11 protein-coding genes are annotated in these 13,229 nt (G+C 64.8%); 10 read left to right on the top strand and 1 reads right to left on the bottom strand.

Going from position 1 to position 13,229, the window contains the following annotated elements:
- Positions 1–53: 53 nt before the first annotated feature.
- The 9 genes from ACFFJ6_RS17135 to ACFFJ6_RS17095 all read left to right on the top strand — a co-directional run bounded on the left by ACFFJ6_RS17135 (position 54) and on the right by ACFFJ6_RS17095 (position 9,731).
- Entirely contained in the window at positions 54–1,454 is a 1,401-nt protein-coding gene (locus ACFFJ6_RS17135) for an amidase (protein ID WP_378390022.1), read from the top strand.
- A 16-nt stretch (positions 1,455–1,470) separates the two neighbouring features.
- Positions 1,471–2,469, top strand: coding sequence for an acetamidase/formamidase family protein (locus tag ACFFJ6_RS17130; RefSeq protein WP_378389962.1), 999 nt, complete (start codon positions 1,471–1,473; stop codon positions 2,467–2,469).
- A 42-nt stretch (positions 2,470–2,511) separates the two neighbouring features.
- Positions 2,512–3,750, top strand: coding sequence for an urea ABC transporter substrate-binding protein (locus tag ACFFJ6_RS17125; protein WP_378389960.1), 1,239 nt, complete (start codon positions 2,512–2,514; stop codon positions 3,748–3,750).
- 136 nt (positions 3,751–3,886) lie between these two features.
- Entirely contained in the window at positions 3,887–4,753 is an 867-nt protein-coding gene (locus ACFFJ6_RS17120; protein WP_378389959.1) for an ABC transporter permease subunit, read from the top strand.
- Positions 4,754–4,766: 13 nt separating this feature from the next.
- Positions 4,767–5,837: a branched-chain amino acid ABC transporter permease gene (locus ACFFJ6_RS17115; protein ID WP_378389958.1), complete on the top strand. Its 1,071-nt coding sequence runs from the start codon at positions 4,767–4,769 to the stop codon at positions 5,835–5,837.
- Positions 5,838–5,839: 2 nt separating this feature from the next.
- Positions 5,840–6,559, top strand: a complete 720-nt coding sequence (locus ACFFJ6_RS17110; RefSeq protein WP_378389957.1) for an ATP-binding cassette domain-containing protein — start codon at positions 5,840–5,842, stop codon at positions 6,557–6,559.
- Positions 6,549–7,274, top strand: a complete 726-nt coding sequence (locus tag ACFFJ6_RS17105; protein ID WP_378389954.1) for an ABC transporter ATP-binding protein — start codon at positions 6,549–6,551, stop codon at positions 7,272–7,274. Before ACFFJ6_RS17110 ends, ACFFJ6_RS17105 begins: the two co-directional genes overlap by 11 nt.
- A 69-nt stretch (positions 7,275–7,343) precedes the next feature.
- Positions 7,344–8,105: an SDR family NAD(P)-dependent oxidoreductase gene (locus ACFFJ6_RS17100; RefSeq protein WP_378389952.1), complete on the top strand. Its 762-nt coding sequence runs from the start codon at positions 7,344–7,346 to the stop codon at positions 8,103–8,105.
- A gap of 225 nt (positions 8,106–8,330) precedes the next feature.
- Positions 8,331–9,731 carry an amidase gene (locus ACFFJ6_RS17095; protein WP_378389950.1) on the top strand — a complete coding sequence of 467 codons (1,401 nt, stop codon included), beginning with the start codon at positions 8,331–8,333 and terminating at the stop codon, positions 9,729–9,731.
- Between the two features lie 27 nt (positions 9,732–9,758).
- On the opposite strand, the gene ACFFJ6_RS17090 is transcribed toward ACFFJ6_RS17095, so the two are convergent.
- Positions 9,759–11,681: a sigma 54-interacting transcriptional regulator gene (locus tag ACFFJ6_RS17090; protein WP_378389948.1), complete on the bottom strand. Its 1,923-nt coding sequence runs from the start codon at positions 11,679–11,681 to the stop codon at positions 9,759–9,761.
- Between the two features lie 161 nt (positions 11,682–11,842).
- Here ACFFJ6_RS17090 and ACFFJ6_RS17085 point away from each other — a divergent pair, with 161 nt between their 5' ends.
- Positions 11,843–13,228: a CmpA/NrtA family ABC transporter substrate-binding protein gene (locus ACFFJ6_RS17085; RefSeq protein WP_378389946.1), complete on the top strand. Its 1,386-nt coding sequence runs from the start codon at positions 11,843–11,845 to the stop codon at positions 13,226–13,228.
- The last annotated feature ends 1 nt before the right edge of the window (position 13,229 follow it).

The raw sequence follows: 13,229 nt of genomic DNA, 5'->3' as shown, positions 1-13,229 counted from the left end.
TGCTGCATGCCCGGCTGGTGCCGCGCGATGTCGGCACATCGGGAGTGAGTTCATTGGGGACGACAGATCTTCATTATCGCGGGCTCGTCGAGGTCGGTCAGGACATTCAGGCGAAGAAGCTGTCCGCGGTCGAAGTCACCAAGGCGATGCTGCAGCGCATCGACAAGCTCGATGGCGCGCTGAAGAGCTACGCGCACGTATCATCGGAATCGGCGCTGGAACAAGCCGCGACCGCGGAGCAGGAGATCGCCGCCGGCCAAGTGAAAGGGCCGCTGCACGGCGTGCCGATCGCCGTGAAGGATCTGTGCTGGGTCAAGGGCATGCCGGCGGCGCACGGCATGACGATCCACCGCGACTTCATGCCGAGCGAGGACGCCACCGTGGTGGCGCGGCTCAAACAGGCCGGCGCGATCATTCTCGGCAAGTTGCAGCAAACCGAAGGCGCTTACGCCGATCATCATCCCAAGATCGATCCGCCCAAGAACCCCTGGGACAAGGAGCTGTGGTCGGGTGCGTCGTCGAGCGGATCCGGCTCGGCGACCGCGGCCGGGCTGTGCTTCGGTTCGCTCGGCACCGACACCGGCGGATCGATCCGTTTCCCGTCGGCGGCGAACGGCATCACCGGGCTGAAGCCGACCTGGGGCCGCGTCAGCCGCTACGGCGCCTACGAACTCGCCGCGACGCTCGATCACATCGGGCCGATGGCGCGCAGCGCGGTCGATTGCGGCGCGATGCTCGGCGTCATCGCCGGCGCTGACCCGAACGACACCACGGCGGTGCAGCTGGCGGTGCCGAACTACACGGCGAACCTGTCGGGCGATCTCAAGGGCGTGGTGATCGGCGTCGATCGGCGCTGGACCTCGCAGGGCACCGATGACGCCGCCGTCAAGGTGCTCGACGATGCGCTGCGCGTCGCCAAGGATCTCGGCGCGACCATCAAAGACATTACGTTCCCGGACCCGCAGGCGGTGACCGACGACTGGTTTCCGCTGTGCGGCATCGAAGCCGCGGTGGCGCACGAGGTGACCTATCCGGCGCGCAAGGATGAGTATGGCCCGGGTCTCGCCGGCCTGCTCGATCTCGGCCTGCAGCAATCGGGAACGGACTATCAGAAGATCGTGCTGCGGCGGGAAGCGTTCCGCGGCGCATTGCGGGCACTGTTCGAAACCGTGGATCTGATCGCGGTGCCCGCTCAGGCCTACGCCGCGCCGACGCTCGCCAAGATGGCGTCGCTTGGTGAGGACGCGTCGCTGATCGGCGGCCTGCTCCGCTTTACTTGTCCGTTCGACATGACCGGCAGCCCGACCATCACGCTGCCCGGCGGCTTCGCGCCGAACGGCGGTCCGGTCGCGTTCCAGTTCGTCGGCCGTCACTTCGACGAAGCGCGTCTGGTCGCCGCCGGCGCTGCCTTCCAGCGCGCCACAGACTGGCACACGCGTCATCCGTCTCTGTGAGAATTCAGGAGTTCACATGTCATCCGAAGATTGGCTGAAGAAATCGATCATGGCGGCGCGCGGCGTCGCCAAAGGCGCGGCCGGCGCAACGCATAGTCTGACCATCGAGCAGCAGGGACAGTTTCACTATGTCTACGGCCCCTACGCCAAGCCGACGCTGACGATCGACCCGGGCTCGGTCGTCGTGGTCGAGACCGAGGACGCGTTCGGCGGCGTGATCACCAGCGAGAGCGACAGTCCGACCGCGAAGCTGAACTTTCCCTATCTCAATCCGCAATGCGGACCGATCGCCGTCAAGGGCGCCAAGAAAGGCGATTGCCTCGCTATCTACATCCGCGACGTCGAGACCCGCGGCGAGCAGCCGGCCGGGACCACCTGCATCATGCCGGAGTTCGGCGGCCTGGTCGGCACCGCCGCGACGGCGCTGCTCAACCCGCCGCTGCCGGAGCGCGTCAAGAAACTTCACGTCGACCGGAACGGCGTGAAATGGACCGACAAGATCACGCTGCCCTACGAGCCGTTCATCGGCACCATCGGCGTCTCGCCGGAGATCGAGGCGATCTCGTCGCTGCAGCCCGATTATCACGGCGGCAACATGGACCTGCCCGACGTCGCGCCGGGCGCCGTGATCTACTTCCCGGTGCATACCGACGGCGGCATGCTCTATGTCGGCGATTGCCACGCCACACAGGGCGATGGCGAATTGTCCGGCGTCGCGCTCGAGCAGCGCGCCACCGTCACGCTGCAGGTCGACCTGATCAAGAACTGGAGCTTCGCCTGGCCGCGGCTGGAGACGAAGGACTTCATCATGACGATCGGCAGCGCACGCCCGCTCGAGGACGCGGCGCGTATCGCCTATCGCGAACTGACGCGCTGGATGGCGTCCGACTACGGCTTCGACGAGATCGACGCCTACATGCTGCTCAGCCAGGCCGGTCGGATCCGCCTCGGCAACATGGTGGACCCCAAATACACGATGGGCGCCTCGATCCTGAAGAACTACCTCAAGACATAGTCCGGTTTCCAAGCACGGCTTCACCAAAGGGGACGATCAGACATGCACAAGAGACATCTGCTCCGCACGGCCTTGCTCGGCCTCGCGCTCGGCGCCGCTGCGCCGTTCGCAGCTCATGCGGCCGATCCGCCGCTCAAGGTCGGCCTGCTCGAGGATATCTCCGGCGATCTCGCCTTCATGGGCATGCCGAAGCTGCACGGCTCGCAGCTCGCGGTCGAGGAGATCAACAAGAACGGCGGCATCATGGGCCGCCAGATCGAGCTGATCCACCTTGATCCGCAGGGCGACAACGCGCGCTATCAGGAATTCGCCCGCCGTCTGCTCAACCGCGACAAGGTCGACGTGCTGATCGGCGGCATCACCTCGGCCTCGCGCGAGGCGGTGCGTCCGATCGTCGATCGCACCACCACGCCGTATTTCTACACCAACCAGTATGAAGGCGGCGTCTGCGACGCCAGCATGATCAGCATGGGCGCGGTGCCCGAGCAGCAGTTCTCGACGCTGATCCCGTGGATGGTCGAGAAGTTCGGCAAGAAGGTCTACGTCATCGCCGCGGATTACAATTTCGGCCAGATCTCGGCGGAGTGGAACCGCAAGATCATGAAGGATCTCGGCGGCGAGGTGGTCGGCGAGGAGTTCATCCCGCTCGGCGTCTCGCAATTCGCCCAGACCATTCAGAACATCCAGAAGGCCAAGCCGGACTGGTTGCTGACCATCAATGTCGGCGCCGCCCAGGATTCGTTCTTCGAACAGGCCGCGGCCGCCAACCTCAACCTGCCGATGGGCTCGTCGATCAAGGTGATGCTCGGCTTCGAGCACAAGCGCTTCAAGCCGCCGGCGCTGAACAACATGCACGCAACCGCCAACTGGTTCGAGGAAATCGATACGCCCGAAGCCAACGACTTCAAGAAGCGCTGGAAGGCCAAGTTCCCCGACGAGATGTACATCAACGATATGGGCTACAACGCCTACAACGCGCTCTACATGTACAAGACGCTGGTGGAGAAGGCGAAATCGACCAAGCTCGAGGATCTACGCAAGGTCATCGCCACCGGTGATGCTTGCATCGATGCGCCCGAAGGCAAGGTCTGCATCGATCCGAAGAGCCAGCACACCTCGCATCGCATGCGCCTGATCTCGGTCGGCCCCAAGCACGAGGTCAAGGTCGAGAAGGACTACGGCACGATCCAGCCGTACTGGCTCGGCGAGATCGGCTGCGATCTCACCAAGAAGAACGACAAGGATCAGTACACGCCCAGCCATCTGCCGAAGAAGTCGTGAGCTCGGTCATCATGGCTCCCTTCATGCGCAACGGCATCGAACTTGCAAGACACGGTCGAGGCTGATCGCGTGACGGATCACAAGCACATCGGCGCCGCGTTGCAGCGGCGCCGGTCCTCTCAACCAGGAGACCAAGATGTCGGCTGAAGTGTTTTCGGTCTTCTATCAGTTCGCCGACGTCTTCGCCTTTCTGATCCTCTCGGCCGCCGGCCTCGCCATCGTGTTCGGCATGATGGGCGTGATCAACATGGCCCATGGCGAGTTCATCATGTGCGGCGCCTATGTCACTGTCGGGCTCGTCAATCTCGGCGTGCCGTTGCCGATCGCGCAGATCGCCGCGGCGATCACCGCCGGGCTGATCGGCGTCGTGGTCGAATATCTGATCGTTCGGCGCTTCTATAAGCGTCCCCTGGATTCGCTGCTCGCCACCTGGGGCCTCAGCCTGATCGTGACGCAGTCGATGCTGCTGATCGTCGGCTCGTCGGTGCGCGGCATCGGCACGCCCGAAGGCAGCTTCGCGATCGGCGCTTACACCTTTTCGTCCTATCGCCTGGTGCTGTTCGGCGCCGCGGTCGCGGTGCTGGTCGGGCTGTACATCGTGTTCATGAAAACGCGGTTCGGCGTAATCGCGCGGGCGACAATGCAGAACGCTGCGATGGCGCGGGCGCTCGGCGCGCGCACCGGGCGGATCTACGCGATCAGCTTCGGCATCGGTGCGGGGCTCGCGGGCCTGTGCGGCGCGCTGTATGCGCCGACCATGACGCTGATCCCGACGATGGGTGCGACCTTCGTGGTCGAGAGTTTCGTCACCGTGGTGATCGGCGGCGCCAACGTGCTGCTCGGCACCGCGCCGGCCGCGCTGCTGCTGGCAGCGATCCGGATGACGTTGAATGCGAGCTACGGCCAGATCATCGGCCAGATCGGCATGCTGGTGGCGGTCATCCTGATCATTCGGGTGCTGCCGGAAGGCTTGTCGAGCGTGCTGGCGCGGCGCGGACGTTGAGCGGAGAGGGATGATGTTCAAACTGCTCGAAGGTTCGCAGACGCTGGGGCGCGGTCCCGTGTTCTGGGGCTGCTTCCTCGCCATCCTGGCGGGCGCGCTGATCTATCCGCTGTTCGCCGACTCCTACGACGTCGGCAATTTCTCCTACTTCCTGATCTGGATCTTCATGGCGCTCGGCCTGTGCCTGATGTGGGGCTATGGCGGCATGCTGTCGTTCGGCCAGACGTTGTTCTTTGGCATCGCCGGCTATTCCTACGGCGTGCTGGCGATCAACATGGGCGGCGGCACGACGACGATCGCGGCGCTGCTGCTGTCGGTGGTGGTTGCGATGATCGCGGCCGGCATCCTCGGCTATTTCATGATCTGGGGTGGCATCAACGGCATCTTCTTCGGCATCGTGACGCTGTCGGCGACGCTGGTGCTGGCGTTCTTCCTCGGCCAGACCGCCGGACCCGAATGGCATATCGGCGACGCGCGGCTCAACGGCTTCAACGGCATGAAGGGGATGGACCCGCTGGCGATCGGCAACCTCTATATCGAGGGCTCGGCGCTGTACTATGTGATGGTTGCGCTGATCGTGATCGTCTATCTGGCGCTGCGGATGTTGGTGAATTCCGGCATCGGCAACGTCATCGTCGCCACCCGCGAGAACCCGCAGCGCGCCGAGATGCTCGGTTACGACGTCCGCAAATATCAGCTCTTGACCTTCGTGCTTGGCAGCGGCCTCGCCGGGCTCTCGGGCGCGCTCTACACCTCGTGGGGGCAGTTCATCACGCCGTCGAGCATCGGCCTGCCGGCGGCGGCGATGCCGATCGTCTGGGTGGCGTTCTCCGGGCGCAGCGACCTGACGGCAACGCTGGTCGGTTCGTTCCTGCTGCTGTTCGGCTTCCAGACCATCACGGTCTACAGCCAGCAGGCCGCGCTGGTGCTGATGGGGGCGTTGCTGCTCGCCACGGTGATGGCCGCGCCGCAAGGCTTCGTGCTGGGCATCGGCAAGTTGGTGGCGGATCGGCTGGGACGGCGCGGCAAGCGAGCCGCGACGGATCTGCCGGCGCAGTCCAAGCTCAAGACCGACGAGGCCTGACCATGTCGCTCGTCGAAGTCAAAGGTGTCACCAAGCGGTTCGGCGGTCTCACCGCCGTATCCGATGTCGATCTCACCGTGATGGCCGGCGAGGTGCATTGCCTGATCGGCCCCAACGGCGCCGGCAAGAGCACGCTGTTCAAGCTGATCGTCGGCCTGTTCCCGCCCACCACGGGAAGCATCCTGTTCGACTCGGTTGATGTGACCGCGGAACGTCCATTCGCCCGCGTTCAGCGCGGCATGAGTATCAAGATGCAGGCGCCGAGCGTGTTCAAGGAACTGCCGGTGCAGCAGAACATCCAGATCGCGCTGCAGGACCGAGTCACCGGCGCCGAACGCGCGATCGAAGAGCAGCGTCTGCTCGAACTGCTCGGCCTCGCCGCCGACGCCAAGAAGATGGCGGGCGCGCTGTCGCACGGCCAGCAGCAATGGCTGGAGATTGGCATGGCGCTGGCGCTGCGGCCGCAACTGCTGCTGCTCGACGAGCCGACCGCCGGCATGTCGCCGGAAGAGACCTTCAAGACCGGCGAACTGATCAAGTCGTTCAACGCCGAGGGCATGACGGTGCTGGTCGTGGAGCACGACATGGCGTTCGTGCGCCAGATCGCCCAGCGCGTCACCGTGCTGCATCTCGGCAAGATCTTCGCACGCGGCAGCCTCGACCAGATTCTCCAGGACGAACAGGTGGCCGAGATTTATCTCGGGAAAACCCATGCTCACTGACCACGCGCCGGCCGACCGCATCCTCGACGTCAGCGGCCTGTGGGCCGGCTATGGCGCCACGCCGATCCTGCAGGGTGTCGACATGACGGTGTATCGCGGCGAGATTGTCGGCGTGATCGGCCGCAACGGCGTCGGCAAGTCGACGCTGATGCGTTGTATCATCGGATTGCTCGACAGCTGGCGTGGCTCGATCACGTTCCAGGATCGTGACGTGACCTCTCTTCAGGCCGACGCGCGGGCGCGCGCCGGCTTCGGCTACATCCCGCAAGGCCGCGACGTGTTTCCGCAGATGACTGTGGAAGAAAATCTGCAGGTCGGCGAGCTGATCGGCGGCCCGAAGGGCAAGAAGCTGCCGGAGCTGGTCTACGAGTATTTCCCGCGGCTCAAGGAGCGGCGCAAGCAAGCGGCCGGCACGATGTCCGGCGGCGAACAGCAGCAGCTCGCGATCGGTCGCGCGCTGATCGGCAATCCGGCGCTGATGATCCTCGACGAGCCGTCGGAAGGCATCCAGCCGTCGATCGTGCAGCACATCTGCGAAGCGTTGAAGTCGTTCCGCACCGAACTCGGCACCACGATCATCTTCGTCGAGCAGAATCTCGACACCATCCTGGCCATCGCGCAGCGCTGCTACATCATGGAAAAAGGCCGGATCACGCATTCACTGATCGGCGACGACGTCAACGAAGACAAGGTGCGGGCGCAGCTGCTGCTGTGAGCGACGGCCCCGCAAGCAGGTTTCACTTCATCGCGTGCGGCGGCACGCGCCACAACAGGGGAGTTTGAGATGCATCTGGGATTGAAGGGCGCCAAGGTGCTAGTCACCGGCGGCACCAAAGGCATCGGCCGTGCCGTCGCTGAAACCTTCGCGGCCGAGGGCGCCGACGTCGGCATCTGCGCGCGCAACGCAGCCGAGGTCGATGCCACCATCACGGCGCTGAAAGCCAAGGGCGTCGCGGCGTTCGGTGGCGCGGTCGATGTCGCCAACGGGCCGGCGCTGAAGGCCTGGGTGGCCGATATGGCGAGCAAGCTCGGCGGCATCGATGTGATCGTTGCCAATGTCAGCGCGCTGGCGATCGGGCAGGACGAAGAGAGCTGGGAAAAGGAATTCGCCACCGACATGATGGGCACGGTGCGGCTGGTCGACGCCGCGATGCCGTATCTGGAGAAGAGCGGCGCCGGCGCGATCGTCACCATCTCCAGCGTGTCCGGTCGTGAGGTCGATTTCGCCGCCGGCCCCTACGGGACATTCAAGGCTGCGATCATTCACTACACGCAAGGCCTCGCCTATCAGCTCGCCGGCAAGAACATCCGCGCCAACTCGGTGTCGCCCGGCAACACCTATTTCGAAGGCGGCGTCTGGAACCAGATCAAAGACGGCAATCCCGAGCTGTACAAGGCCGCACTGGCGCTCAATCCCACCGGCCGCATGGGCACGCCGCAGGAGATGGCCAACGCCGTCGTATTCCTCGGCAGCAAGGCGGCGAGCTTCATCACCGGTACCAACCTGGTGGTCGACGGCGCTCTGACCAAGGGCGTGCAATTCTAGCGCGCGGCTGGACAATCACAGACGGGGAACTGACTCTCCCCGTCATTGCGAGCGAAGCGAAGCAATCCAGAGGCGAATTGCACGGGGCTGGATTGCTTCGTCGCTTCGCTCCTCGCAATGACGGGTGATGCCCCGTCATTCCAGCCTAGTCGAGCATGAAATGAAGCGGCGCAGTCTTTGGATCACGCCGAACGAGGAAACGCACCCAACAACAAGGCGTCAACAATGACCGCAGAGCTGCACTACAAGTCGATCACCGAATTATCGGACCTGTACCGCCGCAGGGAGTTGAAGCCCTCCGAGGTGACGCAGGCCTCGCTCGATCGCATCGCGCAGTTCGACAAACGGTTCAACGCGTACATGACGGTGCTCGGCGAGCGCGCGCTGCGACAGGCGAAGAAGGCGGATGACGAGATCGCCAAGGGCATCCACCGCGGCCCGCTCCACGGCGTGCCGATCGGGTTGAAGGACTTGTGCTACACGGCGTTCGCGCCGACCGGCGGCGGCACCATGATCCACGCCAAATTCGTGCCGTCCCACAACGCGACCGTGGTCGACCGCCTCGAACTCGGCGGCGCGATCTCGATCGGCAAGCTGAAGATGACCGAGGGCGCCTACACCAGCCATCATCCGGAGGACGATGCGCCGCTCAATCCGTGGAGCGCCGATCACTGGGTCGGCTCGTCGTCGAGCGGTTCGGGCGTCGCCACCTCCGCGGGCCTGTGCTACGGCGCGATCGGCAGCGACACCGGCGGCTCGATCCGGTTTCCGTCGGCGACCTGCGGCCTCACAGGTATCAAACCGACCTGGGGACGCGTCAGCCGCTACGGCGTGTTTCCGCTGGCGGACTCGCTCGATCACGTCGGCCCGATGTGCCGCAGCGCGGCCGATGCCGCGGCGATGCTCGGCGTGATCGCCGGCGCCGATCCGAACGATCCGACCGCACTGCAGGCGCCGGTGCCGAACTATCTGGCGCAGCTCGGTGGTGGCATGCGCGGGCTGCGGATCGGCGTCGACCGCAGCTACACGCAGGACGGCATCGATCCGCAGGTCGTCAAGGCGCTAATTGAAGCCGAACGCGCGCTGGCGGCGCTCGGCGCCGGCATCCGCGAGGTGAGGTTTCCCGCTTACGAAAAGTTGGTCAGCCAATGGATCCCGATGTGCTCGGTCGAAACCGCCGAAGCGCATCTGGCGACTTATCCGTCGCGCAAATCCGAATACGGCCCCGATCTGGCGCAGCTGATCGACCAGGGCCACACGATGACCGGCGTCGAGATCGCCGCGATTCACCACGAGCGGCTGAAATTCACCGGCGCGCTGGCCGCACTGTTCGAGGACATCGATCTGTTGCTGGTACCGACCATGCCGGTGCCGATCCCGACCCTGACTAAGATGGGCGAATACGGCGCCGATCCGAACGTGCTGTTGAACATCCTGCGCTTCACCGCGCCGTTCGATTTCAGCGGCAGCCCAACCATCACCATGCCGATGGGAATGTCGAGCGATGCGATGCCGCTCAGCTTCCAGCTGGTCGGGCCGCATTTGTCGGAGCATGTGCTGGCGCGCGCCGGGCACGCCTATCAGTCGATCACCGACTGGCACACGAGGCGGCCGCCGATCGGCTGATCGGTCCCGCCGCAGTCAGTGCCGCGCTCAATTCGGAGCGCGCGTCGAGATGTCGAGCGCCTTGATCCGCGACGACAGCGTGGTCGGCTTGACGTCGAGCATCGCGGCGGCGCCGTCGGGGCCGAACACCTTGCCGCTGCAGGCGCGCAGCGCCGCGACGATGTTGGCACGTTCCAGGTCACGCAGCTCGGCGGCGGTCATGACGGCGGGGCGTGGCTCGACCTTCTGTTTCCCGTTCGAAGGCGGATACGCGTCGGACGGCTCAGGAAGATCAATCCGTAGTCGGCCGTTGTGCGCCAGGATGGTGGCGCGCTCGATCACGTTCTGCAATTCGCGGACGTTGCCCGGCCAGTCGTAGCGCATCAGCTTTCGGACGTCGCCTTCCGACAGGCGGAGCGCGGCGCCGAGTTCGCGGCGTTCGCTGGCGAGGAAATGCTGAGCAAGCAGCGGGATGTCCTCGCGGCGCTCGCGCAGCGGTACGGAATGGATCGGGAAGACGTTGAGGCGGAAGTACAGGTCCTCGCGGAAGCGGCCGTGCTGCACCTCCTGCTTGAGGTCGCGATTGGTCGCGGCGATCAGGCGAACGTCGACATTGCGGGTGCGCTCGTCGCCGACCCGTTCGAAATGGCCCTCCTGTAACACACGCAGCAGCTTGCCCTGCAGCTCCAGCGGAATCTCGCCGACTTCGTCGAGAAACAGCGTGCCGCCGTCGGCGAGCTCGAATCGGCCGATGCGATCGCGCAGTGCGCCTGTGAAAGCGCCGCGGGCGTGGCCGAAGAATTCGCTCTCGAACAATTCACGCGGGATCGCCGCGCAATTGACGCGGATCAGCGGCCGGCCGCTGCGCGTACTCGCCTCGTGGATGGCGCGCGCGATCAGCTCCTTGCCGGTGCCGGATTCGCCGGTGATCAGCACGGCCGCCGCGGTCGGCGCCACCAGCTTGACCTGCCGCAGCGTGGTCTGGATCGCTTCGCTCTGGCCGATGATGCCGCGCGGATTAGTCTCGATCCGGATTTCTTCTTGCAGATAATCGTTTTCAAGCTGCAATCGCTCGCGCAGACGGTCGACCTCCGCGAGGGCGGCGTGCAGCTTCTCGTCGGCTTCGCGGCGCTGACTGACATCGCGAAACACCACCACGGCCCCGGCAACGTCGCCCGCGCGGTCGCGGATCGGCGTCGAGGTGTACTCGACCCAGACCGGCTTGCCGTCCTTGCGCCAGAACACTTCGCCGTCGACGGTGTGCACCGCGCCGTCGCGAAACGCGGCGTAGATCGGGCAGTCGTGGTCCGGATAGGGGCGGCCATCATGATGCGTGTGGTGCATCACGGCGTGGATCGAACGGCCGACCAGCTCTTCGGCGGACCAGCCGAGCATGCGCTCGGCCGCCGGGTTCACGAAGGTCGCCTTGCCCTCGGCATTGACGCCGTAGATGCCCTCGCCGGCGGCGGTCAGGATCAGCTGGTTCTCGCGCTCGATATCCTGAAACATCCGCTCGACGCGCTGCCAGGCCGGCAGGCCATCGTGGATGTAATCGTCGGCAGCGGCATCGACATGTCGGCGATGGCGCTGGTCGAGATCGTGCATCGTCAGCAGCACCAGCGTGCGGCCACCTGTCGCAAGTGCGCGCGCCGCATATTCGACCCGGAGCGGCGTGCCGGAGGCATGCAGCGGCGCCAGGCTGTGCGACCAATAGGCGCCGCGATCGAGCACCGCCTGGGTGAAAACGATCAGCGCGGGGAATTGTTGGGCGTCATGCAGCGTGCTGATGCGCGTCGCCAGCAGCGCCTCGCGGTCGCGGCCAAGCAGGGCGCAGGCGGCCGCGTTTATATCGAGGATCGCGTCGGCGCCGGGATCGAGCAGCAGCGCAGCTTCTGGCAGAGCATCAAACGCCTCCGCGCGTAGCAGCACAGAGGTGTCGTGGACGTCTTTGTCCAGCGGCGCCAGCTCCATTGCAAGCTCCGAGAATTCGTAATCGACCTACGAACTTTCGTATAATACGAAATTTCGTAGAAGCCAAATCCGCCCGGCCGCTGAATCGGCTTGCGAAATCTCCTGCGAGGCGCTGGCACACTCCTTGCGTAACCGAGCCCGACGTCACCGCAGGAGGGCTCATGTCCACGTTCGACAATCCGTTCGATCCCGACCGTCGCCTCGGCGCAGGCTGCAGCTGTGGTCAGCACGCCAGCGAGGCAGAGCACGCCGCCGAGACGGCGACGCTGGCGCAGCAGCCGATGCTGGAGAGCGAAGACAACCGGTTCGAGGGCGTCGTCGCCTCGGCGGTGATGCGCGCGATGTTTCCGCAGGACGCCTCGCGCCGCGCGTTCCTCAAGGCGGTCGGTGCCGGCACCGCGCTGGCGGCGATCTCGCAGTTCTTTCCGCTTGGCATCGCCACCGAAGTGTTCGCGCAAGGCGGCCCGTTGGAGAAGAAGGACCTCAAGGTCGGCTTCATCCCAATCACCTGCGCGACGCCGATCATCATGGGCGCGCCAATGGGCTTTTACGCCAAGCACGGCCTTAATGTCGAAGTGGTCAAGACCGCCGGCTGGGCCGTGGTGCGCGACAAGACCATGAACAAGGAATACGACGCCGCCCACATGCTGGCGCCGATGCCGATCGCCATCACACTCGGGCTCGGCGCCAATGCGGTGCCGTTCACCGTGCCGGCGATCGAGAACATCAACGGCCAGGGCATCACGCTCGCCACCAAGCACAAGGACAAACGCGATCCGAAGCTGTGGAAGGGCATGAAGCTGGCGGTGCCGTTCGACTATTCGATGCACAACTATCTGCTGCGCTATTATCTCGCCGAGCATGGCCTCGATCCGGACCAGGACGTCCAGATCCGTTCGGTGCCGCCGCCCGAGATGGTGGCCAATTTGCGAGCAGACAATATCGACGGCTTCCTGGCGCCGGACAACATCTGCCAGCGCGCCATTTATGATGGCGTCGGCTTCATGCACATCCTGTCCAAGGAGATCTGGGACGGCCATCCCTGCTGCAGCTTTGCGGCCAGCCGCGAGTTCATCACCACCGCGCCGAACTCGTTCGCGGCGCTGACGCGGGCCATCGTCGATGCCACCGCCTATGCGTCGAAGGCGGAGAACCGCAAGTCGATCGCCGAGGCGATCGCGCCGGCGAACTATCTCAACGCGCCGGTGACAGTGGTCGAGCAGGTGCTGACCGGCACCTATGCGGACGGCCTCGGCGAAGTGAAGACCGATCCGAAGCGCGTCGATTTCGATCCGTTCCCCTGGCAGTCCTTCGCAGTGTGGATCATGACCCAGATGAAGCGTTGGGGACAGATCAAGGGCGACGTCGACTACAAGGCCGTTGCCGAGCAGGTCTATCTCGCCACCGACACCGCCAAGGTGATGAAGGAGATGGGGCTGACGCCGCCGGCCACCTCGTACAAATCCTTCACCGTGATGGGCAAGAGCTTCGATCCGCAGAAGCCCGACGATTACCTCGCCAGCTTCAAGATCAAGAAGGCGTCGTAAG

This window comes from Rhodopseudomonas telluris, assembly GCF_042432815.1.
Lineage (GTDB): Bacteria > Pseudomonadota > Alphaproteobacteria > Rhizobiales > Xanthobacteraceae > Rhodopseudomonas > Rhodopseudomonas telluris.
This window is presented reverse-complemented; position numbering and strand designations above follow the sequence as displayed.

Coding starts and splice junctions, on each gene's coding strand:
- ACFFJ6_RS17130 (WP_378389962.1), top strand. CDS start 1,471: ATGTCATCCGAAGATTGGCTGAAGAAATCGATCATGGCGGCGCGCGGC.
- ACFFJ6_RS17125 (WP_378389960.1), top strand. CDS start 2,512: ATGCACAAGAGACATCTGCTCCGCACGGCCTTGCTCGGCCTCGCGCTC.
- ACFFJ6_RS17120 (WP_378389959.1), top strand. CDS start 3,887: ATGTCGGCTGAAGTGTTTTCGGTCTTCTATCAGTTCGCCGACGTCTTC.
- ACFFJ6_RS17115 (WP_378389958.1), top strand. CDS start 4,767: ATGTTCAAACTGCTCGAAGGTTCGCAGACGCTGGGGCGCGGTCCCGTG.
- ACFFJ6_RS17110 (WP_378389957.1), top strand. CDS start 5,840: ATGTCGCTCGTCGAAGTCAAAGGTGTCACCAAGCGGTTCGGCGGTCTC.
- ACFFJ6_RS17105 (WP_378389954.1), top strand. CDS start 6,549: ATGCTCACTGACCACGCGCCGGCCGACCGCATCCTCGACGTCAGCGGC.
- ACFFJ6_RS17100 (WP_378389952.1), top strand. CDS start 7,344: ATGCATCTGGGATTGAAGGGCGCCAAGGTGCTAGTCACCGGCGGCACC.
- ACFFJ6_RS17095 (WP_378389950.1), top strand. CDS start 8,331: ATGACCGCAGAGCTGCACTACAAGTCGATCACCGAATTATCGGACCTG.
- ACFFJ6_RS17090 (WP_378389948.1), bottom strand. CDS start 11,681: ATGGAGCTGGCGCCGCTGGACAAAGACGTCCACGACACCTCTGTGCTG.
- ACFFJ6_RS17085 (WP_378389946.1), top strand. CDS start 11,843: ATGTCCACGTTCGACAATCCGTTCGATCCCGACCGTCGCCTCGGCGCA.